Source organism: Secundilactobacillus paracollinoides, from assembly GCF_001702155.1.
GTDB classification, from domain to species: Bacteria; Bacillota; Bacilli; order Lactobacillales; family Lactobacillaceae; genus Secundilactobacillus; species Secundilactobacillus paracollinoides.
On sequence record NZ_CP014912.1, the window covers coordinates 1512589 to 1536677 of the forward strand.

Below are 24089 nucleotides of genomic sequence, written 5' to 3' on the forward strand. Positions count from 1 at the left end.
AACGGTTCGTTGCTTGGGTGATTTTTTAGTGATTAATAGGTTGGCGTCCACCGGGTATCGGCAACCGTCTTTTTCACATCGTTAATTGGCACTTTAGTCAGATGCTGGTCAACGGCACTTTGCGCCACCGCTTCAGCAACTGTCGTCGAGAACTGCGCCAATTTCGTAACTGGCGGTAACACCGCAGCACCGGGCTTACTGGCGTCGACTAACCCACCGAGAGAGTGGGCGGCAGCGGAGATCATTTCCGCGTTCAATGTGGTTGCATTGGCGGCAATCACACCAAGCCCTAGGCCGGGGTAGACCAGCGCGTTGTTCGCCTGGCCAGTTTGGTAAGTGACGCCGTTCAGCGTGACATCAGGTGTCGGAATCCCGGTCGCAACCAGGGCACGGCCGTCGGTCCAATTCAGCAAGTCCTCAGCCTTCGCTTCAGCCAGCTTCGTTGGATTTGAGAGCGGCATGATAATTGGCCGGTCGGTGTGGGCTGCCATGTCCTTAACGATGGCCTCAGTGAACGTGCCGGGCTGGGTCGACGTACCGACCAGAATCGTTGGGTGAATGGCGGCAAAGGCGCTGGCAAGGTCAGTCAACGCTTCCGGATGAGCAAATTCACTGCGGTTTCGAGCAAACGGTTTTTGCTCTGGCGTCAACGTGGGGTCGTCATCGAACAACAGTCCCTGCTTGTCTACGAGGTAGAAGTGGGCCTTGGCTTCGTCCGGGGTCAGACCGGCCTGCAGGTACTCACCGTACACGCGTTTTGCGATGCCGGCACCCGCGCTTCCCGCGCCAAAGCACAGGTAGGTTTGGTCGGTGAGTCGCTGTTTAGAAATAGCAAGGGCGCCTAAAACGGCAGCCAGCACGATGATGCCAGTCCCCTGAATATCGTCATTAAAAATCGTGTAGCGATCCTGGTACTTCTTAAGAATTTTAGCGGCGTGGCTGCGGCCAAAGTCCTCAAAGTGCAGGTACATATTTGGAAATTCGGTTTCCGCAGCGGTGACAAATTGGTCCACAAAGTCATCATATTGGTCGCCAGTGATCCGCGCGTGGTGGTTGCCGAGATATAGCGGGTCGGCGAGCAATTTCTGATTGTTGGTACCAGCGTCTAGCATCACTGGAAGCACCTGTTTTGGATCAATGCCGGCAGCGGCAGTGTAGACCATCAGTTTCCCAACAGCGATTGCCACGCCGTTTGTGCCCCAGTCGCCAATACCAAGGATCCCTTCAGCATCCGTCACAACGATCAACCGGATATCCCGCCCAGCAGCGGCATTTTTCAGGCTGGCAGCGATGTTTTCCGGATGATCGATGGAGAGAAAAGCGGCTTCTTGCGGCGCGTTATAAAGATGACTGTACTGTTCGATCGTGTCGGCAATCGTCGGGTCGTAAACGATGGGCATGAATTCGGCGACGTGTTTGCTAAAGAGGTTATAAAACAGGATACGGTTTTCATTAAAGACGGTCATGAGATATTGCCGTTTGAGTTGATTCGTTGGCTTTGACTGGTACTGGGCGTAAGCTTGCGTAGTTTGCTGGTCCAGGGTTTCGACATACGGTGGGAGCAGCCCTTCCAGACCAAGGTCGTGACGTTCCTGCATTGTAAATGCGATGCCTTTATTTTGAAATGGATCATTTAAGATGGATGCTGTCATGTGAATTGCCTTCTTCGTTTAAGTTGATGCCCGTAGCATACGCCTTGTGAAATTTCATAGTCAAGCTGGACAGCTATAATAAGAAATGATTATAATAGGGCTTAAATGACTGAAATAAAGGGTGGCATTAGACAAGATGAATACACAAGACCTAACCTGAATTATTCATAGTTCATAAAAATCCCGTCAGTTTTCGTATTTTTTCGAAAACTGACGGGTATGTCTTTATCTTTTGCTGAAATACGATGTTTATCAGTTCTAGCTAGTGAGATCTTTCAACTAACTCAGAATTGCTTTGAACTTTTGGATACACTTGTCCCTTGGTTGTACAGATTTTTTTAATTTTGCCGGTTATTCAATAGCCTGGATACGCTGTAGAGCCTGGTAGAACAGCCGATGGTAAACATGATACGAGCTCAGCCGCAACTGAATGCGTCGGCCAGTATGCACAACACGTGCCGCAACTTTGAATAAACGGATCCGCAATGTGCTAACGCACAAGCCGGAATCATGTTTTGTCAGTGCTAGCTGCTTTAAAAAGTTGACAATATTGTAAGCCAGTACACTAACCATCATCCGGGCAGCATTGGCATTAAACGTTGAACTATCAGTCTTATCGAAAAAGAAACCTGTTTTAGCTTCTTTGATGTAATTTTCCATTTGGCCGCGTTTGTGATACAGTTCGAAGGCAGTTTCAGCCGTTAAATTAGTCAGATTAGTGACGATAAATTCATGTGAAAAGATCAGTTCACCAGCTACTCGAGTTGATTTAATATAAATCTGCCGTGGCTTAGGCCACGATGCTGATTGATAGATTTCAGAGTAGTAATGAGTCTCTTCCTCTTGCCACTGGGTTTGATCACTGATCTTGACGAACTTTTCAGCTAGATTCTGTAATTTTCGATTGCATTTGAGTCGAATAATGTAAAACACATCGTTGGCTTCACAGACATCGTAAACTTCTGGCGTGGCGAAGCCACTATCACCACGAACCAGAATGTCAGTCGTGGGCAGCTGAGTTTGATAATGCTTTAATAGTGGTGTTAAAAAAGCTTTTACATCTTTGCTGGTGTAGGCATTTCCAGGACGCAAGACAGCTTTCAATAAGTTACCATCTTGATCAGTTGCCAGTAATGGATGATATCCTTCAGTACCATAATGTGCGTTGTAGTTAGTGGCTTCCTGTTTGCCATAAGTGTCTGAGTGAGTCGAATCGATATCAATAATCGTGGCTGTCTGGTTGGTTAATAGTCGAACACGGTCGATCAAAGCCTCATTTAAAGTCTGTAATGTGCTAACACTATCTTTATCAAAGCGTTGCCAAAAACGTGATATTGTTGCTTGTGAAGCCAAAGACGGTTTATCCAATAATAATTTAAAAAGCGGTTCTTTTTCTAAAGAAGTTGCCGCAGAATCTGCGCTATAACCAGCAATAATCTGAAGAATTAACTGTTTTAAGATACTAGAATTACTGTGTTGACAATATCGTCGCTGGTCATTGAACCTCAATAGTTTGTCGGCCAAGATGGTGAACTGGAATTTTGCCATCAGCTCTACACACAATGTTAGCCCGCCATCGGAAGATAATTGACCACCCGTATGCGATACTAAAATGTTTTTGTTGAAATTTAATGCCATTTCCTGTAAAGTTTTCAATATAGAGTCCTCTTCTCTCATGTGGTTTTGTTTAGCAATTTAACTATACCAGAGCTGGGGCTCTTTTTGTGTACTTAAAAGGTGAAAATAATCGAGTAGGAGGTAATTGATTAATTCAATTACCGACCTCTCACACCACCGTACGTACGGTTCCGTATACGGCGGTTCAATAATTTAAGCACTTTGTATTGACTGGAGTGTCTTGCTCATATTGATGAGTCCAAGGCGTTCCAGTCTTTTGTTTGTCAGAGTATAGGTCAATGTCTTGCTATGCGCAGTTCGCCAATAACCCTTACGGGTATTGGCCATTGTATAAGCACTGGTGCCAGAAAGCCCCAGTTTTACAAGATGATTGACCTTTGTTTTGAGCTTCTTCCACTGTTTCCAAATATACTGGCGAATCCTTGCTCGCAACCATTCGTCTAAGTGACGGATAAAATTGGTCATTTTCCCGACCGAATAGTACTGTAACCACCCACGCATCTTTTGATGAATCTCGTTAAACACCAGGTTTAACGAAACGCCCCGATTGCGCTTGGTCATTTTCCTGAGTGCAGACTTGATGCGTTGCTTGGCCTGCCAAGCAGGTCGCGCATACGCACCTCCTCGACCAACCCCCAAGGAAAATCCCAGGAACTTGGCCCGCAGAGGCGAACTTACTGATGTCTTGTCCTCATTGACGGTGACCTTTAGGTCGCCTTCAAGAAAGCGAGTAACATTAGTCAGAACCCGTTTTCCAGCACGTTTGCTTCGGACATAAATATTACAATCGTCCGCATAGCGGACAAACTTATGACCTCTGGAAGTTAACAGCTTATCCAGTTCGTTGAGATAAATGTTAGCCAAAAGTGGCGATAAGGGGCCACCTTGAGGGGTGCCTTTATCACTTCGTTCAAATAGACCACCATTCATGACACCGCTGGTTAGGAAGCGACGAATGAGATGCAGTATCCATGGATCCGTAATATACTGCTCAATAAATTTAATAAGCAGATCGTGGTTGACCGTATCGAAGTATGCTTTTAAATCGAGATCCACGACATAGTGATAGCCCTGATTGTAGAACTGAACCACTCTATCAATGGCATCTTTAGCACTTCGATTCGGTCGGAACCCAAAACTATTATCTGAGAAGACACGCTCAAATGTTGGCACCATGACTTGCGCCATGGCTTGTTGAACAAGTCGGTCAATCACAGTTGGTATTCCGAGCTTGCGTTTACCACCATTAGGTTTTGGAATTTCAACCCGCTTAACGGGACGAGGCCGATAGGTCTCGTTTTGTAAAGCTTGCAGTAATTCCTGTTTATGTTTCCTCAAGTAGGGCAACAGTTCGTCAACGGTCATTCCGTCTAGTCCTGCTGCACCTTTGTTTCTGCAGACGCGAAGATAAGCCTCGTTCAGGTTATTTCGGTCTAAGACTAACTCTTGAAACTTAGTGCCGTTCATCATCGTATTTTCACCAGAGTCAGTGCTACGCACCCCGACTTGTTCTTGGGCTTCCAGTCCTACTGTCCGCCGGCGGTCAGCTTTTTCTGTATTCTGCGGTTGTTGCACTGTCTCCACCTCCAATATCAATGATGACCTATTATTGTTCAGCCCTTCGTGGCAGATACCACTACTATGGCCTCGGCTGACTCCTGTATCGTTCTGCACCACATCACTGCGATGTTTGTTCCTGTGGCGCTTAGCGCGCCTCTTGTCGGGAACGTACGATACAGGCCTCCCCGGGTAAGAACGCCCACTTTCGTACCATGTCATTGCCAGCTTTACTGCGATGGCCTCGAGTAGTATTGGACTTTGGTTTGTTTGGCAACCTCGTCCGACCAACACAGCCTTATGGCTGATTCTTGTACATCAATGCGGTACTTTGTCGCCGACTTCCTTCAGATTCCACCTCACGATGGACACCCTTGTCATTGACTTGCGGTTCCGACTACTACGGCCCGCAACGGACTTTCACCGTCTAGTTGGCGCCCATGCCGGGCGCACCAAAATACCCATCAAACGCGTGATGCATGTGTTTGATGGGTATTTTGCATATCTTTGTGAATAAATCAGGCCTAAAATACTTTGTTAAATTAACGGAAATAAAAAACTTTTCTCAGGTCGCCGCGCAGTTTAATGTCAGCCAGCCGACGATCACGTTTGCGTTGCAGCGGCTGGAGAAAGAATTGGGCACGACTCTCATCAGTCGGCACCGCGCACGGGGAACACTCACTGTGACGACCACTGGCGCGCAACTTTTGATTCATGCTCGGGCCATGATCGACCACGAGGCGTTGTTGCAAAAAGAAATTGAAGCAGAAAAAGCCGGCCAATTGCGTCTCGGATTGCCACCGATCATTGAAACCCAGTATTTCACAGGCATCGCTAAAGCGCTGAAGGCGCAGGGACTGCTCAGTAAAATTCAAACCTTTGAAGCGGGGTCATCGACAGCGTTGCAAGCACTGAAACGCGGTGACATTGATCTGACGCTGATGGGCTCGATTGCGCCACTGGCCGAGCAACATATTGTGACGCAGGTCTTCAACCAGACACCGTTCGCAATCTATATGGCGGCAGATGATCCGTTGGCTGACCCGAAAGGTATCACGTTTAAACAGGTGAAAGATCGCGATTTTATCATGTTCAAGGACGGTTTCATCCACAACCAGGCGTTCAATCAGCTGGCAAGACGCGCCCGGATTAGGCCCAAGGTCGTGTTTCGGTCAAATGAGATCCAGGGTTTGATGAACTTAATTGCGGGCGGCATCGGCATGGGGTTTATGATGACGGCGGTTGCGCCTGCACGTCAGGATGTGGTGCCGGTACCGTTATTGGATGCTGACATGCCAACGTTTATCTCAAGTTTAGCGTACCGGGATTCACATGTGTTTAGTCCGTTGCAGCGGGAGATCTTGGGTGTGATTGAAGGGTGTTTGTTGGGGAAATAAAAACAACTGGGCGGTTGGTTTATCCACCATTAAGATAGGTGGAAACTGAACGCTCAGTTGTTTTTTATATTGTCTATTAAATTGATTGTTGCCTGCTAATTTGGCGAGCGGTTGGTGGCGACGTGCTTTTTGGCCTCATAGCCGAAACGTGTTCCGCAGGGCTGAAGGGTACTGCGTGAGCAACTCTGGGCAAGAAAGTCAGGCCCAAACTTTTCTGACCCAACTGGGTTTGACGACGTGTTTTTTGGCCTCATAGCTGAAACGTGTTCCGCAGGGCTGAGGGCTACTGCGTAAGCAACTCTGGTCAAAAAAGTCAGACCCAGACTTTTCTGACCAGAGTTGCTTACGCTCCGCCCTCAAAACGCCCTGCTCCACACTCTATATGAATGAAATATCCATCGGAATCGACCCCACCAACGACTCATGTACCGTGCACTTTCGCACGACTTCCTTCAAGAAAAACGCGTGGTCGGATTCTGACAGATTCGTCTCCGCCGCAATCTTAATATCAATGTGGGTGACGCGGGAACTGCCATCCTGATAGGATGTCGTTTCCCCCGACACATCGACCTGGAACTTTTTGATGGTGAGGTTCTTTTCCTTATTATCTAAATCGCGGGCGGTAACGCTCATGCAGCTGCCCACCGCAGCCAACAAGTATTGCACTGGGTTGGGCGCAGCGTCCGTGCCCTTTGCAACGGCTGGTTCATCCGCCAAGAATGTGTGGCCACCTGTGCGGTTCATGACCTGCGTCCCCAGCGGCCGCAAATTTGAATGTACGATATATTTTCCCATAATGTCCTCCTCGTGGATTTCGATGTTCTAATTGTAAGGTGTTTTGCCAGTAAATGCTATAATTATAGTTGCAAGGGGAAACGGTTACATGATTAAAGGAGGTAAACTATGGCTGTACTGACAGATGTTTACGAACTTAATAATGGCATCACCATCCCAAAAATCGGTTTTGGGACCTGGCAGATCCCAGATGGCAAGATTGCTTATGAATCAACTTTAACGGCTTTAAAAGAGGGCTATCGGCACATTGACACCGCAATGGCTTATGGAAACGAGGCAAGTGTTGGCCGGGCGATTCGCGATTTCGGCATTGCCCGTGAAAATGTCTTTGTGACGTCCAAGCTCCCACCAGCAATCAAGGGTCACGATGAGGCGTTAACAGCCTTTAACGAGACGCTATCCGCGCTTAATATTGGGTACGTCGATCTCTATTTGATCCACGCACCGTGGCCCAGCAATGAGATCGGTCAAAACTTTGATACCGAAAATATTGCGACATGGGAAGCCCTAGAAGAAATTTATAAGAGCGGCAAGGCTCGGGCAATCGGCGTCTCTAATTTCACCGTTCACGACCTGAAGAACTTGCTGAAACATACGGATGTGGTACCAGCAGTCAACCAAATTCAGTACTACGTGGGCTTCACGGAACCCAAGATCACAACCTTTACAAAGGCACACAACATCCTGATCGAAGCCTATTCCCCGCTGGCAACGGGTGATGTGCTTCATAGTACGGAACTGACGCAACTGGCAAACAACTATAACGTGACGGTGCCACAGTTGGCGTTGCGCTACTGCATCCAAACGGGTGTGCTGCCACTGCCAAAGGCAACGAGCCAGGCCCATATTGCTGAAAATAAAGCGTTAGATTTTCTGATTTCCACCATTGATATGGAACGACTAAACGTATGCCAGGATACGGCACCGAGTCATTTTCATAACGCTACTCAAGGGTAGCCATATAGCTATAACAGCCTGCAATGCCGAATGGCGCCACTACGCTACAACCTAGGAAAACCAATATAGTGAAATTAAGCGCTTATGGGGGTGTCTCGAAAACTGCTAGTTGGTGTGCACGTTATGCGAAGCATTGCTGGCAAGAACATTGCGCGCAGTCGAGGGCGGATTCTCTAGGAACTTGGTTCAACTAAATGTTGATGTTTAACGGTCGTTCATAGTTGGCTCAATATCAGTGTAATGGAGCAATTTGGCACGGAGCTGTGGTGTCGACATCAGTTAGCGACCGTACTATGGTCGGTTACTGATGTGCGAGACGATGGAGATCCATTCGAGAGCTGCGCAGCAGAAATCGAATTAGCTTCATCGCGAGCCACCACACGGAGTGCCAAATTGCGGAATGCAACTGACTTACCAGTAAAACCAAAAAAACGACCTCCAAATTGGAAGGTCGTTTTTCATTTGCGTCAAATAAATTTAGTCCACAACACGAACTTGGATGTTTTGACGGCCAAATTGCATTGCTTGGGCGTTGGTCATGGAAATGTCCAACTGGTTGGGATTGCTGTAAGCAAAGGTCCCGGTATCGTTGATGACACGTTGTTCAGTGTGGCCGTCTTGGTACTTGATCTCAAGTTGAGTGCCCTTAGGGAAGCGGCTGAGGGCTGCGGCAACGCCGGTACCAGTAGGAATCGAAGTGCCTTGGCCGCCAGCAGCAACTTCTGGGTCGTAAGCAGTGGCAACCATGCTCATCCAACCGGATTGCGAGTTGCTGTCACTAGACTTGGTGGTAGTTGTTGTTTTGCTGCTGCTATCCTCTGATAAAGGCTTAACTTTGGAAGCGGCTGCGTCTGCTTTGGTATCGTTGCTGATCTTTAACGTTTGCTTAGGAAGGATCACCGCGTTAACGGATGAAAGATCATTTGCCTTAACGATACTCTGGGGAGTGGTGTCATATCTTTGAGCGATGGCCCAAAGGCTGTCACCGGACTTTACGGTGTACGTCGTGTCTGCTTTAGCGGTGGTCGATACAAGACCTAAACCGATAAAGGCGCCGAATACGAGCAAGCTACGAGTAAAAGAAGTGTGTTTTAACATAAAAATAGTGTGCCAACCTTTCGTTGTTATACTAGTAATGTAAGGAAACTATTTATATAGTCATAAGAAAAGTGTTATTTCTTCTGGCTACAAGAATTACTATACCATGCAAAAGAGTGGTTTTATTGACAGGTGGGCTACAGTAAATCCCGAGTTTGTCATATAACTGTTACTTTGTTATATTGCTGTCATATTTCGAAATATGTAAGCGCAACATGACAAATATGTTGCGTAAAAATGAGTGAGGCCTTAAAAAATGAGAACTTATCGTGTGAAAAATAGACGTGCGTACGGAAAGGTTGCCATTTTAACCGGCAAATGGGTGCTTATTGCTGAATAACGTTGCAATGTGGGTATTGCGCAGTCAGGGACACGAGAAGGACATAAAAATATCGTCTCCCGCCGAGAAAGGCCGAAGACGACTGATTAAGTGCTGGAAAGTTAGAGGAGTGCCATAGCGGCTGTATCGTCCACTGGCAATCCTTGATAGAGGAACGCCTTTTCCTCAAACAGACGCAAGAGATGCCGGTCATTGACTGACCAGTCATGGACTTGTTGGGGAGAAACGGGTAGTGAGATCGTGGTGTGATCCGTATTGATGTTCATTAGATAAAATAGGCCGTGCGTTGGAAACGATAGGTTATCCATGATCAACGCCTGATAGGCGGTAATCAGCGCGGTTTCCTGTTTTGTTTGGCCAAGCGGGGTTAACAGACTATACTGTTCATGATAAGTTGCGATCTCGGTATCCGTGAGCGGTCGAGTGATCAGTATTTGTTTGGTGGTTTGATATAACGTTCTTAGGACGTCTAATTCATCGTTCATCGTGAACGCCTCCTATATCTTGTTTGCCTTGATTAAACCAAGGACGACCCCTTTTGTCCAGTGATTAGGAGGCGTCAGCGGGGGCTCGTTTTTAGATAAGGGGTGCCGAAAAGGAGAGGGAATCGCTTTCACCACGCGGGTTGACCTACGTAAAATTGTTAATTTAAAAAAATTCCAAAATTGAATAACCAACAAAAAACCACTGAGCGTAAGCCTTTCAGTGGTTTTTAGTCAGAAGTTAAGTTGACCTAACTTTATTTTTGTTTTACTTTTACTGTCGAATAGACTACAATTTACTCTGCAGTTAAGAATAATTCTAATCTAAAAGGTGGGTGAACAACTTGAACAAGAAAAGAACATTAGCGCAACGAATCAACGTCATGCGAGCAGCTGTGATGGGCGCCAATGATGGGATCCTATCCGTTGCCGGGATCGTTATCGGGGTTGCCGGTGCAACAACTAATTCCTTTGCCATCTTCATTTCGGGTATTTCAGGTATGTTGGCCGGTACGGTATCTATGGCGATGGGCGAATATGTGTCCGTGAACACGACAAAAGATACGCAGCGGCGAGCAATTATGCGTCAAAAGGAAGCTTTATCTGATTCCTATAATAACGAATTTAACTTCGTGAAGCAAAAATATGTTGACGACGGCATTGCGCCGGAACTGGCTGAGCAGGCAACGAAGGAAATGATGACGAAGGATCCGCTATTGACCACGGTCCGTGAGCGGTATGGTTTCGATGTTGGGGAATTTACCAGTCCCTACGCAGCGGCCATCGCGTCCATGATCTCGTTTCCCATCGGGTCGATCCTGCCCATGCTGGCAATCACACTGCTGCCAGTCAGTGCCCGAATCTGGGGCACCGCGGTCGCCGTTGTTATCGCGCTGGCGTTGACGGGGTACAGTGCCGCAACGCTGAGCAATGCGAACCGCGGTCACGGTGTGATGCGAAACGTTATTTCCGGTGTCATCACCATGATCGTCACGTTTGCGATCGGAACGTTGATCGGTAGTCATTAAGAAGGGGGAGATCAGGATGGTGAACTCTGTCATCAACGAACTTAAAGCAAGAAAGCCTAAAAAGTCTTCCCAAACGATGGAAGAACGTGCGAACACGCTGCGTGCTGGGGTGCTGGGCTCAAACGATGGGATCTTGACCGTTGTCGGGGTACTATTCAGTGTCGCGGTTGCCACAACGAACCAGTTTACGATCTTTATTGCCGGCCTGTCAGATCTGCTGGCCTGTGCGTTTTCGATGGCTTCCGGCGAATATGCGTCAGTCAGCACCCAAAAGGATACCGAAGAGGCGGTCGTTCGCACTGAAGAACGCCTGTTGAAGACCAATTATGCTGACGAGGTCGAAGCGGTCGTTAACCACTATACGAACCTGGGTGTGTCCCGCGATACGGCGGAAAAGATCGCCAATAATTTAATGGCAAAAAAGCCGCTTGAAACGGTAGTGAGTGTTAAGTACGATTTGAAACTCAATCACTATATGAACCCATGGTCAGCAGCCTTCTCATCGTTGTTCTCCGCGTCAGCTGGGGGAATCTTTCCATTGGCAGCCATGACGTTGTCGCCGGTTGCCTACCAGTGGCCCATTACGATTCTGGCCGTCTGTGCTTCAGTTGCCCTAACTGGGTTTCTGAGTGCCAAGCTGGGTGATGGGTTAACTAAAACTGCAATTATCCGGAATGTCATTGTCGGCATTCTGACCATGATCATTCACTATTCAGTGGGGATCCTGCTGAAATAACGAACGGCATAATAAAAAGGACTGAGCGCACACTCAGTCTTTTTTGTCGCCCTTTAATTCAAAGAGATGCGGTTGGCCGTAGTAGTAGCCCTGCCGATACGCCACGTCCATGTCGTTTAACATGTGATTATCATTATCATCTTCGATACCCTCAACGATGAGGCGCAGTTTTTCCTTCTTCGCAATTTGCTGCCAGAAAGACAGGTCCTCGTGAATTTTATCGGTCATGTGTGCCCGGCGGTAGTTTTGCATCGCAAACTTCACTTCACTGGCGAGTGACAGCAAAGAACTGATGTGGTCGAACGTGTTGATGCCAGTGCCGACGTCATCCAAGCTAAATTGAATCCCGTGGGTGGCAAAATGGCGGATCTGGCGTTTTAACTGTGCGATGGTCACGTTCTTATCGGCGGCCTCTTCAGTGACTTCAACGATTAAATTGACAGGGAAGATGGCTTTTTGCGCCGCAATCAGTGCCGCTGACATTTCCGGGTCAATAAACTGCGTCCGGTTCAGATTAAACGACACGGATTTTATTTTTAACGATAATTCCTTTGCCGTCTGTGCCATGACTGGGACTTGATCTTCAATTGGAATCGATGCGAAATCCTTTGGCAGCTGCCACCGGCCATCCGCGTATTTCCGAATAAGCATCTCATAGCCAATCAGCGAGTTCGTAAACGCATTTAGTTGTGGTTGGATAAAGTACCGGTACACCTGTGGTCCCTCCAGACTCCTCGTAATATTAAGATAATTATATCATATTGATAGGACAAAAGTTTTCAAAGAGTAAGGTTTTTAGACAAAAACGATAGTATAATGTGGATAGTTATGGAATGTAATGGAGGGCAACTAATGAAGGTCATTATCGTCGGCGCGACGCACGCTGGGACCATTGCGGCAACTGAAATTTTGAAAATTCACCCGGAAACGGATGTCACAATTTACGAACGGAACAATAATTTCTCGTTTCTGTCGTGCGGAATCTCCCTGTACCTTGACGGCCAGGTCAACCGGCTGGAGGATATGTTCTACTCCTCACCTGAAGAGCTGCGCGACCTTGGCGCAAAAGTGGAAGACAACCACGATGTTCTGCAGATCGATGCGGTCAACCACGAAGTTCAGGTGGCCAACATGGTCACGGGAAAGGTCTTTACGGATACATACGACAAACTGGTGATGGCGACTGGGTCCACACCAGTGGTGCCGCCAATTTTTGGCATCGATAACGCTAAGGTACTGCTTTGCAAAAATTACCAGCAGGCTCAAGAAATTTATCAAGCCTCTGAAAAATACCATCGAATCGCCATTGTTGGCGCCGGGTATTCTGGCACTGAATTTGCGGAAGCCTTAGCGAAAACGGGGCATGAAGTACAGATGTTTCAAAGCGGCGGTCAGATTCTTGATAACTATGTGGGTAAACAGATGTCTGACAGTATCGTGGACATGCTGGCACAACACGGTGTTGAGATTTTCCTGAACCATCGTGTCACCGGGTTCAACGGCGATAGTGAGGGTAATCTAGAACTGGAAACGGCTGGCGGAAACTACCAAGTGGATGCCGCCATTGTCACCTCAGGGTTTGTGGCGAACAGCGACCTGTTACACGGTCAAGTGGAAGTCGAAAAACACGGTTTCTTGTTGGTCAACGGGCACATGCAAACCACCAATCCAGATATTTACGCGGCGGGCGATTGCTCGATGGTCCGGTTCAACCCAACTGGTGGGCCAGCCTATACCCCGTTAGCGTCGAGTGCGGTTCGCCAAGCCGTCTTGGTCGCTCACAACATTTTCCACGAAAACTACCCATATATGGGTACTCAGGCAACGTCCGCCATCAAACTGTTCGGTTATTCGATAGCGACGACCGGTTTGACCCTGGAACACGCGTTGAAGCGTAAAATAAACGCGGCGCAGGTGGTCTATGAAGGAACGTGGCGACCGGAGTATATGCCAACAACGGATGCGCTGACGATTATGCTGATCTATAACCGGGATACGAGAAGGGTCCTGGGCGCACAAATGATCAGTAAGCACGAAATTGCGCAGTCAGCGGATGCCATTTCGATTGCCATCCAAAATAACAATACGATCGATGATTTATCATTGGTTGACATGCTGTTCCAACCAAACTTCGATAACCCGTTCAACTACTTGAACATCGTGGCGCAATTGGCCGTGGATAAGGAACGAGAAGCGGGAAATGATTCGCCGAGGTTTACGGCGTTGGGGAATCAGAATGGGTTGTAGAGTGTAGAGTGTGGAGCAAGGCGGTTTAGGGGCGGTGTGTAACGGACTCTGGTCTAAAAGTCCGGGTCTGACTTTTAGACCAGAGTCCGTTACACGTTAGCCCCGTGCCTTGCGGAACACGTTTCGGCTATGAGGGCAGAAAGCACGTCGCCACAAACCAAAAAGACAAATGCAGGCAAAGTAGGGTTGAAAAACAGTCTCAATTAGCAGGCTTTAATAAATATGGTAAGTTGTGTTTCCATTTAAGACGATAAAAATCACCCAACTACGAGAATGTAGTGGGTGATTTTTTTGTTTTTTGTGCGTTTAAGTTACTGAATATTTCTTGCGACGTGGGGCGATTTTACATTGCCGAAACGTGTTCCAGGAGGCAAGGAGTTGCACCTAAGCGACTTCCGGTTCAAAATCCAAACCCGGGATTTTAAACCGAAAGTCACTTAGGCTCCACTCCTTAACCGCCTCCTTCCACACTCTTCCACTCTCTAATCCGTTTTCACCTTCCCATGAAACTTCAGGAAGTAAATCAGCGTCATAATCACAAGGAAGATCACGCCGACCCAGATTGAAATTCTTGTTTCTGGGTTGATGAACATGAAGACGAGTGTCAACAAGAGGAAGAACAAGGTGATGTAATTTGAATATGGTGAGAACGGCATCTTGAACGGATGGTCTTTCATCTGGTCCTTGTGCTGTTTTCTAAACTCAATTTGACTGATCAAAATGACAAACCACGGAATCATCCCTGGCAGGACACTTGAACTGTAGACCATGATGAAAATGTTGCTGGCACCCTTATAGAAGAGCGGAAGCACGAAGTTCAGCACGACCCCAAGGAAGATCCCAAAGGAAATGGCAATGACTGAGTAGAATGGCACACCGTGGCGGTTTAACTTCAGGAACCGTTTTGGTAACTGACCGTTGTTGGCCAGCGTGTAAGACATCCGGCTGGCACTGTAGATCCCAGAGTTGGACCCTGACAGGGCAGCGGTAATGACCACGAAGTTGATGATGGAGGCCGCGGCAGTGATACCGATTTTAGCAAACGTTTCAACGAATGGGGAGCCGACATTATCCAGCTCGTTCCACGGATAGATGCTCAAGATAACAAAGATGGCACCGATGTAGAAAATTAGAATCCGGAATACCGTTGAACGGATGGCTTTAACCAACGTTTCGCGTGGGTTTTCAGCTTCCCCAGCGGTAACCCCGATCAGTTCGATACCTTGGTAGGACGCCAACACAATGGCGAGGGCGAAGATGAAGCCCTTGAAACCGCCAGTGAAGAACCCGTGCGTCCACATATTGCTGATTCCGATTGGGTGGAAGTGGTTCCCAATACCAAAGATGATGAGGCCGAGGCCGATGATGATCATCAGAATAATGGTCACGACCTTAATGAGGGCAAACCAGAATTCAAGTTCCCCAAACATCTTAACGGAGATCAGGTTGGCGAGACACAGGAAGGTGATGGCCACCAGACCGGGGATCCAGTCGGGTAAATGCGGCCACCAGTAATCGAAGTAACCGCCAATGGCAATCATTTCACTCATCCCAACGATAACGAATTGGAAGATGTTGCTCCAAGCGGTTAAAAAACCAGCTAATGGGTGAATATACTCCGTGGCAAATTTGGAAAAAGAACCGGTATCCGGATCAACGTAGAGCATTTCGCCCAACGCACGCATGATCATGTAGAGGAAAAGACCGGCAATGGCGTAGGCAATCAAAACTGATGGCCCAGTCCATTTAATGGTTGAAGTGGAACCCATGAACAGCCCCACACCGATGGTCCCGCCCAGCGCAATCATTTGCATCTGACGGGCACTTAACTTACGTTTCATAATTTCTAATCCCTTTCACATAAAGTGCTAGTTAACACTGAGGTGTCGACCATGGAAAAATATAAGTGCATGACCGTGTTATAATATGATAACGATAATAGACTATACTGAGCCAAACCCCATTTTATTAACTTAGTATGAGAATAATGCTACACGAAAAACGCGCTGAGCGCAAATTTTTAAAAAGGATGGCCGCAAATGATCAAGACATTTCCACTCTGGAACGACCTCACGTGGGTCGCTGTGAATGAGCCTGATGAGGCTGATTTAAGGGCGTTAAATCAAACTTATAAGGTAACACCGCGTTATATTTCTTACATTAAAGACCGCCGTGAGCGCGCCCGGTTCAATTACGACGCGGACCGGCAAACTGGGTTGCTGATTTTTCGCGCCATTAACCGGCATGACGGCGATGACAGCATTATTGGTGAAGAGGAGACCATCCCCGTGGCCTTTTTGTTTAAGGATAAGATGGTCATGACAGTTGTGCAAAAGGAAACGAAATACGTGGCTAATTTAATGACTGAAATTGTTAAAATCCACCGTGAACATCAACACGAGGGCACTTGTTTGACGCTTATTCTTGAATTATTATTCAGACTCAACGATGGCTACGCTGACCGAATTGATAAATTAGATGAAATTCAGTCGAACTTGGAAAATTATCATCGGCGACCAACGAACGACCAAATTTCTCAGCTGACAAATTTAGATAAAACATTGGTCTATTTGAAAACAGCTGCGCACAATAATGTGTTAGCCATTCGCCAGATTCAGGTGATGTCGGATGCGGATGATGATCCGTTACAATTAGATAAGCATGAGACGCAACACTTAAACGATCTGTTGGTTGAAGTTGAGCAAAGTCAATCGCTAGCTGATATTGCGGCTGAGGTGGTTGAAAAACTGTCAACCAGTTACAGTAATATTTTGGATAACAGCCTGAACAACACCATGCGACTGCTGACGGTCTGGACACTAGCCCTGGCATTCCCACCCATTATTTCTGGCTTTTGGGGGATGAACATGGGCCTGCCACTGACTAAAGTGTCTTGGGGCTGGGAATTCTCCATTGTGCTATCAGTGGTGCCGATTATTGGCCTGCTGTGGTATCTTCGAAAGCATCATGATCTGTAGACTTCTACGTTTAGAGATAGTTCGTTACATTCTGCAATTTGGCACGGTGCTGTGGTGTCGACATCAGTTAGCGACCGTACTTTGGTCGGTTACTGATGTGCGAGACGATGAAGATCCATTCGAGAGACACGCAGTGGAAATCGAATTAGCTTCATCGCGAGCCACTTCAGCGCCGTGCCAAATTACGCCATTCCACTGATGTTGAGCTACCTTTTTACCACTGGTTAAGCATCATAATGGCGTTAAGCCAGGCTTGCGGAGAATCCGCCCTCGACTGCTAGTAAGGCCATTGATAGCAACGCTTCCCACAATATGAGAGTTATCGCCAATGCTTGATTAGCAGATACCATGACATCACTTATCAAGACTTACCACTTATAATGACTTTTTCAATTATCGCAACGACGCGACATTCAGCACATTATTAAACCAAATCATCATAAGAGAGGAAATCACCAAATGAAAATCGAACCAGTAACACCAACTGACTTAGATCAAATTGTCGCTATCGAACGTGCGGGTTTTACGCCTGAAGAGGCGGGGACGCCAGCTGCGTTTAAAACACGAATCGCGAACTTAGCGGATACCTTCCTCGTTGCGCGAGATGAGGCGAATACCGTGCAAGGATTCATTGTTGGCCCAGCTGCTGACAGTCCGTACGTTTTGGACGCCATGTACGAAACTTCAACGCCAAACCCGGCAACTGGTGGCAACCAACTTGTGTTATCGCTGGCCGTGGCACCCACTGCGCAGCATCAACATCTTGGCAGTCAGCTGCTGGCTGCCCTCGAAGCTGTCGCGCGCAAAGCCCAGCGTGAAACGATTTCGCTCACTTGCTTAGACCGGCTAGTCCCATTTTACGAACAAAATGGGTTTCACAATGATGGGGTGGCTGATTCAGACCACGCTGGTGAAATTTGGACTAACATGGTTAAACCGCTTCGTTAAGCTATTTTACGAGGAAATTCTAATCTAATTTTAAAAAAGTTTCGCAAAAAGGGTTGACGAAAATCGGATTTAGGATTAAATTAAAGCCACATTAACAAATGATGAGAAAAATAAATGCTATGAAGCAGAGAGTACGTTTAACCGCGACGTCAGTGAATCCCGTTAAGTGAGAAGGGACCGCCAAGTTAAACCGAAAGTAACCGCTGAGCAGTGGATGCGAAGATTGAGTGTCCATGGGTCGTACCCCTTACAGTACTAGCGTATCGCCCTGGGGCCGTACGCGAAAAGGTGACGTCTGTGAAGATGTCGCGAACAAAGGTGGTACAGCGCAGAAGCGCCCTTAGTTAGCAGAAATGCTGATTAAGGGCGCTTTTTCTCATCAAAAAAATAAAAAATGGAGTGTGATCTTTTATGAAATTTGCAATGATCGGTGCCGGTGCAATGGGTTTACGTTACGGAATTTTGTTACAGGAGGCTGGCAATGACGTTACCTTTATCGATACCTGGCAACCACATATTGACAAGATTCGCGAACAGGGCGGCGTTTACGTTTCCCGCGACCATGAAGATCGCCATTTGACCGAAATTAAATTAGAGACGCCTGAGACCTACGATGATGATCCTGATATGTACATCTTCTTTACGAAGCAGATGCAGTTGGCCGATTTCTTGAAGCGGTGTGCGCACTTCTTCAAACCAAACCAGTACGCGTTTACCTGCATGAATGGGATGGGGCACATTGAAAAGTTGCAGCAGTACTTTGCTGACGACAAGATCATTGCCGGAACCGCATTGATTGCCACCGTTTTGAACGGCCCTGGCGACGTTGATTTCATGGGCAAGCGCGGTGCAGGTAAGATGAACATGGCGAACCTGACTGAAAAGCCTGATGAAATGACACACCGGTTATTTGATGAACTGGATAAAGCGCAAATGCACCCAACGTTGACGACCAACTTCAAGGGGACACTGATGACCAAAGTTATTTTCAACTCTGTTATCAACACGCTTTGTACCTTATTTGAAATCCAAATGGGTGAGTTTGGGAACTTCGACAAAGCGTATGACCTCGGCCGTCAACTGATCGACGAAGCCTACGATATTTGCGAGCGTGCCGGCATTACGCTGGTATCGACCCGTGATGAGGAAATGGCCGCATTGGACCACAATACCCGGATCGACATGCCATTACATTACCCATCGATGTATCAGGATATGATCCATGACCGCCCAACGGAAGTTGATTACATCAACGGGTACATTGCTGAACTCGGTCGCGAGCATCATTACGAAGCGCACACCCACATTTTCTTAACCAACCTGGTTCACTTGTCTGAATACCACCGGGCCAACGAAAAGAAGGCGCGAGACGACGCTGCCGAGAAGACCGCTGCTGCTTTGAAAGCATAAGCTGTTAGGTCCGGGTGAATGACCGCTATGGGATGCCGAAGCTAGGGTGTCACGATGCTGCCGCTAACTGTCTGCCATTCAGTTAGTTTCGGTGATTGCCTCCCGGTTTCGGGTGTTAGCCAGCCTTTAGCGCGTGTCCCATCCGATAAACGCGTTACCAGTTAATTGAATACCTCCTTTAGAACCACAATAGGACGGCCTCGCAATCACGTGGCCGTCCTATTTGATTTTGATTATAACGCGTAAAACCCTAACGGATGCACTGTGTACGCTGCTGCCATTTGACCAATTGTCTCAAATAAAAGGGCCTTTTGGGCAAACGTCCCGGAGACTTCGATGTAGAACGAATAAATACCAATCTTTTGCCGCGTTGGCAATGACATGATGGTGACCAAGTTCAGGCCAGCATCCGCCAAGTGGGTCAAAATTTCCCGCAGGACGCCTGGTTGTTCGGTTGGCGGTGTCACGAACATCGGAAATTTGAAGGCTGTCGTCGGCGCTTCAGTGCCATCAGGTGCGGTGAGGGAAGCCGGTTCCTTCTTAAAAATGATAAAGCGGGTGGCGTTATCATCCTGGTCGGCCACGTTATCCTGCAAAAGTGGAAAATCCAGGGCTGCCATTTGGGATTGCGGCACAATGGCTGCGTCACCAGTATCACCAGCTTGGAGTTTTTCCAGCGAGGTCATGTTGGAGGAAGTCGTGATAATTTCCGCCTGGGGCAGGTTAGCCAACAAGTTCTGACATTGCCCCTCCGTTTTAAATTGGACGAAAATGCGTTTGATTTTCGCCATGTCGTCGACCCTGGCTGCGAGACCGAAGTTGACGGGGACGGTGACTTCGCCGAGTTCAGTGACATCAGCGGATTGTAGGCGTTGCAGGGTTGCCAACACGAAGCCATCTAACTGGTTTTCTAGTGGTAACAGACCTAGTCCATCCGGCGCGACCGAATTGTAGACCAGGTCAAAGGTCGGGTGGTAGTCAGGCGCAATGTTAAGTTCGGGATGGCGCGCACTAAAAACTTGTGAGGCTGCGTCCGTGAAGGTGCCAGCGGGACCCAGGACAGATAATTTCATGAGGATACTTCTTTCTATAGTAGGGTGTGCAAAATAAGTGAATTTGTCATGTAACCGATAACAACCTCGTCGTTTCAATTAAGGTTCACTATCCCTATTACACCACAGCTCAGAAGCCAGAGCAACTTAATTTACACTTGGGCATAAACGTGGCAAAATGTATGAATCAAAGGGGGAATCGCTGATGACAAACTTAGAAATGACACAGGGTGTCCAAACCCGATTGAAGAACCGGCTGACATCGGATGACCGGTTAATTCTTGATTTTGACGATGGGGTTGGACCATACTCCAAGGTGGGTGTCTGCTCACTGGAAGTCAGTTTCCGTTTTCTCATCGTCAACAAGGACGCTGTGGATCCAGTCTATGATGAGACCCTCGACAGTCCGGTTGGCCAAGTCCACATCAAGGGCTATGCAGATAGCTATTTAAATGAAGCCCCAAAGCTTGCGTTGAGCCACTTTGGCTTGATTCAGTTATCGTCAGCGGTTGGCGTTTTAGACACCAACGTTGCGATTATTGACCATCCCGAAGCCTTGATTGAAACGAAGTAATTTAAAACGACCCTGATTGGCGGTTGCCAGTCTTGGTCGTTTTTTTATGTTTCTTTATGGTTGGAAACAAGGGTCGTAAGTTCAATACTTTGTGGGTTAGTCCGCTGCATTCCGCAATTCGGCAGGCCGTCGTAGTGGCTCGCGACTGAGCTAACTCGATTTCTGCTGCGCAGCTCTCGAGTGGATCTCAGTCGCCTCGCACATCAGTAACCGACCAAAGTACGGTCGCCAACTGATGTCGACACCATGACAACCTGCCGAATTGGGCCATTACACTGACGTTGAGCTCACTTGTTACCGATAAATAAGCATCAAAATGGCGTTAAATCAGGTTTGCAAAGAATCCGCCCTTGACTGCTAATGCGGACATTGACAGCAATGCTTCTCATGGTGTGCCAGTTAAGGTTAACAATTGATTGACAGGTATCAGGACATCACTTATGAAGTATTACCATCCATAGTGACAATTGTAGGGATTGTAGGGTTGAAAAAGAGTCTCTATTAGCTGGACTTAAAAAGTATAGTAAATTGCGATTCCCATTTAAGACAATAAAAATCACCCAACTACGAGAATGTAGAGGGTGATTTTTTGGGAGATTAGTTTACTGAATATTTCTTGCAACGTGGGGTAATCACACATTGCCGAAACGTGTTCCAGGAGGCAAGGAGTTGCACCTAAGTGACTTCCGGTTCAAAATCCAAACCCGGGATTTTATAACATCGTCCGCTTCTGCTCCAGTCTTTAACCGGTTTGTTCCACTCTCTTATACATTCAACACCTTATTCAAGAAATCCTGCAACCGCGGATTCTTCGGGTGGTCAAACACCTCTTCTGGCGTCCCTTGTTCCTGAATATTCCCGTCATCCACAAAGACGACCCGGTCGGCCACTTCCTTTGCAAAGCCCATTTCGTGGGTCACGACGATCATGGTCATGCCCTGCTTTGCCAGCGTCTTCATAACGGCCAACACATCACCGACCATTTCGGGGTCCAGGGCTGAGGTTGGTTCGTCAAACAGCATGATGTCTGGGTTCATCGCGAGTGCCCGGGCAATGGCCACTCGTTGTTGCTGGCCACCGGAGAGGGATTGCACGCGAGCGTCGAATTTCTCCTCCAGACCAACCGTTGCCAACAGGTGCTTGGCTTGTTTTTCGGCACCGGCCTTATCCGATTTCTTCAGTTCCGTTGGCGCCAACATGATGTTTTCGCCAACCGTTAAATTATTAAACAGGTTAAAGTGTTGGAACACCATGCCGATGTTTTCACGCACCTTATTGATATCCGTTTTTGAGTCCGCAATGTCGTAGCCGTCGATGACGATTGAGCCAGACGTTGGGGCTTCCAACTTGTTTAACGTCCGTAACAGGGTACTTTTCCCGGAACCAGAAGGGCCGATAATGACGACCACTTCGTTGTTTTCCACTTCCAGGTTGATGCCCTTCAGCACTTCATTATCACCGTATGTTTTAACGAGATCCGTTACTTTTAATCGTGTGCTCATAGCTTACTCCTTTTCTGAACCCAATTAGACAGCCATGTCAGGAGGGTAATGATGACCAGGTAAATGATGGCGATGATCGTCCAAACTTTGAAGCCTTCAAGATTTCGAGCGATGATGATCTTCCCGGTCTGCGTCAGTTCAAGAATGCCAATGATGGAGAGAATCGAGGTATCCTTCAGTGTAATGATGAATTGGTTGATAAACGATGGAATCATGATTCGAATGCCTTGTGGCAAAATGACTTTGCGCATGGCGCGACCAAACGGCAATCCGAGGCTACGGGCTGCTTCCATTTGACCGGAGTCGACGGCGTTAATGCCACCCTTAACGAAGGCTGCAATGTAGGCCCCTTCGTTAAACATCAGCGTGATGATCCCAGCAACGAATGCTGGAATCTTCTGGCCAGTCAAACTTGGAATACCGGTATAGATGAACAGCGCCAGAACCAACAGCGGCAACCCACGGAAAATGTAAATTAAGGTGGTTGATAGGCCGTTTAGGAACTTATTTGGGAAAACACCCATGAGGCCGACGAGGACCCCGAAAATCGTGGCAAATATAATAGAAACAACGGTTAACCACAGCGTTTCCTTGAACCCTGTCCAGAGAGCTGATTTATTTTGTTTGATCAACCCGATGAAACTGCGGTCGGAGGTGCTGTCGCTATCCTTGGAGGCGTCCTTGCCTAAGTATTTCTCAGTGATCTTCTTATATTGACCATTGGCTTTTAGATCGGCGAGACCTTTATTGAAGGACTTCAACAATTTTTGGTTGTGCCCCTTTTCGACGGCAAACCCATAAGAACCGTTTTCAGCAGGTTTCGTGACGATTTTAAGTTGAGTGCCTTGCTTGATCCCGTAACGCATGACGGGCGAGTCTTCGAAACAGGCAATTGAGTTACCAGTGGTCACATCTTCATACATATTATTAGAGTCGTCAAACGTGACGACTTTAAAGCCGTACTTATTTTTGATGCTGTTAGCGTAGTCGGCGCCGGAAGTCCCGGTCTTAACAGCAACCTTCTTGCCGCGTAACTGACTGAGCTTGGTAACCTTACTGTTCTTAGCAACGGCCATGACAACGCCAGAAGTAAAGTAGGGTTTGGAGAAGTCAAACGTAGCTTCCCGTTCCTTAGTGATACTCATCCCGGCAATGACCCCGTCCAGCTGGCCAGACTGCACAGCCTGAACGGCGGTGTTGAAGCCCACCGGTTTGATCTGAACTTTGAACCCTTGATCCTTGGCAATGGCACGCATCAGGTCCATGTCGATCCCGACGTATTTGTTTTGCTTGTTCGCAAATTCAAACGGGGGAAAGGTGACGTCGGTCCCAATGGTGTAGGTCGTCTCGGCCTTGGCAGGCGTTGGCGAAAGATTAAATGTCAAAAGACACGCGAAAAAAAACAGAAAGGGCAGCAACAACACCCCAAAATGTGCGTTTCATGAATAGTTTGCCTCCTTAATCATGTTATGTAACGTAACATTGTGACTTTTCTTAGTTTAACAGAAAGTTTTAATAAAGTATAGAGCGCGGAGGAAGGGCGGTTAAGGAGCGGAGCCTAAGGGGACTTTGACATAAAGGCCCGGGCTTGGCCTTTGTGTCGAAGTCCCCTTAGGTGCAGCTCCTTGCCCTTCGGGAGCGCGTTTAGGCTATGTAGGAGTAGAAGACAGCTGCCTTCAAAACCCTATAAGCTAGTAA

The 24089-nt window shown here is 47.5% G+C and carries 20 protein-coding genes; 9 read left to right on the plus strand and 11 right to left on the minus strand.

The window, feature by feature from the left end; all coding sequences use genetic code 11:
- Positions 1-32 precede the first annotated feature (32 nt).
- The 3 genes from AYR61_RS06330 to ltrA form a co-directional block, all read right to left on the minus strand.
- Positions 33-1652, minus strand: coding sequence for a malolactic enzyme (locus tag AYR61_RS06330; protein ID WP_065902190.1), 1620 nt, complete (start codon positions 1650-1652; stop codon positions 33-35).
- A 351-nt stretch (positions 1653-2003) separates the two neighbouring features.
- Positions 2004-3308 (minus strand): IS1380 family transposase, encoded by a 1305-nt coding sequence (locus AYR61_RS06335; RefSeq protein ID WP_065902191.1) that lies wholly within the window; start codon positions 3306-3308, stop codon positions 2004-2006.
- 174 nt (positions 3309-3482) lie between these two features.
- Entirely contained in the window at positions 3483-4865 is a 1383-nt protein-coding gene (gene ltrA / locus AYR61_RS06340) for a group II intron reverse transcriptase/maturase (RefSeq protein WP_065902193.1), read from the minus strand.
- Between the two features lie 470 nt (positions 4866-5335).
- Between ltrA and AYR61_RS06345 the strand changes: the two genes are divergently transcribed.
- Positions 5336-6244: a LysR family transcriptional regulator gene (locus AYR61_RS06345; RefSeq protein WP_225356522.1), complete on the plus strand. Its 909-nt coding sequence runs from the start codon at positions 5336-5338 to the stop codon at positions 6242-6244.
- 378 nt (positions 6245-6622) lie between these two features.
- On the opposite strand, the gene AYR61_RS06350 is transcribed toward AYR61_RS06345, so the two are convergent.
- Positions 6623-7039, minus strand: a complete 417-nt coding sequence (locus AYR61_RS06350; RefSeq protein WP_054711034.1) for an OsmC family protein — start codon at positions 7037-7039, stop codon at positions 6623-6625.
- Between the two features lie 108 nt (positions 7040-7147).
- Here AYR61_RS06350 and AYR61_RS06355 point away from each other — a divergent pair, with 108 nt between their 5' ends.
- A complete protein-coding gene (locus AYR61_RS06355; RefSeq protein ID WP_065902195.1) occupies positions 7148-7996 on the plus strand; it encodes an aldo/keto reductase in 849 nt (282 codons plus the stop codon).
- 477 nt (positions 7997-8473) lie between these two features.
- On the opposite strand, the gene AYR61_RS06360 is transcribed toward AYR61_RS06355, so the two are convergent.
- Both AYR61_RS06360 and AYR61_RS06365 read right to left on the minus strand, forming a co-directional pair.
- Positions 8474-9064, minus strand: a complete 591-nt coding sequence (locus tag AYR61_RS06360) for a LysM peptidoglycan-binding domain-containing protein (RefSeq protein WP_191982292.1) — start codon at positions 9062-9064, stop codon at positions 8474-8476.
- A 471-nt stretch (positions 9065-9535) separates the two neighbouring features.
- Entirely contained in the window at positions 9536-9919 is a 384-nt protein-coding gene (locus AYR61_RS06365) for a hypothetical protein (RefSeq protein WP_065902198.1), read from the minus strand.
- Between the two features lie 341 nt (positions 9920-10260).
- Here AYR61_RS06365 and AYR61_RS06370 point away from each other — a divergent pair, with 341 nt between their 5' ends.
- Both AYR61_RS06370 and AYR61_RS06375 read left to right on the plus strand, forming a co-directional pair.
- A complete protein-coding gene (locus tag AYR61_RS06370; RefSeq protein ID WP_225353240.1) occupies positions 10261-10944 on the plus strand; it encodes a VIT1/CCC1 transporter family protein in 684 nt (227 codons plus the stop codon).
- Positions 10945-10960: 16 nt separating this feature from the next.
- On the plus strand, positions 10961-11680 hold the full coding sequence (locus AYR61_RS06375) for a VIT1/CCC1 transporter family protein (RefSeq protein ID WP_065902200.1): 720 nt from the start codon (positions 10961-10963) through the stop codon (positions 11678-11680).
- 33 nt (positions 11681-11713) lie between these two features.
- Here AYR61_RS06375 and AYR61_RS06380 read toward each other — a convergent pair whose 3' ends face one another.
- On the minus strand, positions 11714-12394 hold the full coding sequence (locus tag AYR61_RS06380) for an EAL domain-containing protein (RefSeq protein ID WP_056987206.1): 681 nt from the start codon (positions 12392-12394) through the stop codon (positions 11714-11716).
- Positions 12395-12532: 138 nt separating this feature from the next.
- On the opposite strand from AYR61_RS06380, the gene AYR61_RS06385 reads away from it, so the two are divergent.
- The gene (locus tag AYR61_RS06385) at positions 12533-13927 is read left to right on the plus strand and encodes an FAD-dependent oxidoreductase (protein WP_056987207.1); all 1395 of its coding nucleotides are present in this window, start codon (positions 12533-12535) and stop codon (positions 13925-13927) included.
- A gap of 482 nt (positions 13928-14409) precedes the next feature.
- Here the strand turns inward: AYR61_RS06385 and AYR61_RS06390 are convergent, their stop codons facing one another.
- The gene (locus AYR61_RS06390; RefSeq protein WP_056987208.1) at positions 14410-15768 is read right to left on the minus strand and encodes an amino acid permease; all 1359 of its coding nucleotides are present in this window, start codon (positions 15766-15768) and stop codon (positions 14410-14412) included.
- A 198-nt stretch (positions 15769-15966) separates the two neighbouring features.
- Between AYR61_RS06390 and AYR61_RS06395 the strand changes: the two genes are divergently transcribed.
- The 3 genes from AYR61_RS06395 (at position 15967) to AYR61_RS06405 (ending at position 19263) form a co-directional block, all read left to right on the plus strand.
- On the plus strand, positions 15967-16905 hold the full coding sequence (locus AYR61_RS06395; RefSeq protein WP_056987209.1) for a magnesium transporter CorA family protein: 939 nt from the start codon (positions 15967-15969) through the stop codon (positions 16903-16905).
- A gap of 459 nt (positions 16906-17364) precedes the next feature.
- Complete coding sequence (locus AYR61_RS06400; RefSeq protein ID WP_054711044.1) at positions 17365-17853, plus strand: GNAT family N-acetyltransferase; 489 nt, start codon at positions 17365-17367, stop codon at positions 17851-17853.
- A 411-nt stretch (positions 17854-18264) separates the two neighbouring features.
- Positions 18265-19263 (plus strand): ketopantoate reductase family protein, encoded by a 999-nt coding sequence (locus AYR61_RS06405; RefSeq protein ID WP_054711046.1) that lies wholly within the window; start codon positions 18265-18267, stop codon positions 19261-19263.
- A 233-nt stretch (positions 19264-19496) separates the two neighbouring features.
- Here the strand turns inward: AYR61_RS06405 and AYR61_RS06410 are convergent, their stop codons facing one another.
- Complete coding sequence (locus AYR61_RS06410; RefSeq protein ID WP_056987210.1) at positions 19497-20336, minus strand: prephenate dehydratase; 840 nt, start codon at positions 20334-20336, stop codon at positions 19497-19499.
- A 184-nt stretch (positions 20337-20520) separates the two neighbouring features.
- Here AYR61_RS06410 and AYR61_RS06415 point away from each other — a divergent pair, with 184 nt between their 5' ends.
- Positions 20521-20889 carry an iron-sulfur cluster biosynthesis family protein gene (locus tag AYR61_RS06415; protein WP_054711048.1) on the plus strand — a complete coding sequence of 123 codons (369 nt, stop codon included), beginning with the start codon at positions 20521-20523 and terminating at the stop codon, positions 20887-20889.
- 764 nt (positions 20890-21653) lie between these two features.
- Here the strand turns inward: AYR61_RS06415 and AYR61_RS06420 are convergent.
- Both AYR61_RS06420 and AYR61_RS06425 read right to left on the minus strand, forming a co-directional pair.
- Positions 21654-22391, minus strand: a complete 738-nt coding sequence (locus AYR61_RS06420) for an amino acid ABC transporter ATP-binding protein (protein ID WP_065902202.1) — start codon at positions 22389-22391, stop codon at positions 21654-21656.
- On the minus strand, positions 22388-23815 hold the full coding sequence (locus AYR61_RS06425; protein ID WP_083220038.1) for an amino acid ABC transporter substrate-binding protein/permease: 1428 nt from the start codon (positions 23813-23815) through the stop codon (positions 22388-22390). Before AYR61_RS06425 ends, AYR61_RS06420 begins: the two co-directional genes overlap by 4 nt.
- Positions 23816-24089: the final 274 nt, after the last annotated feature.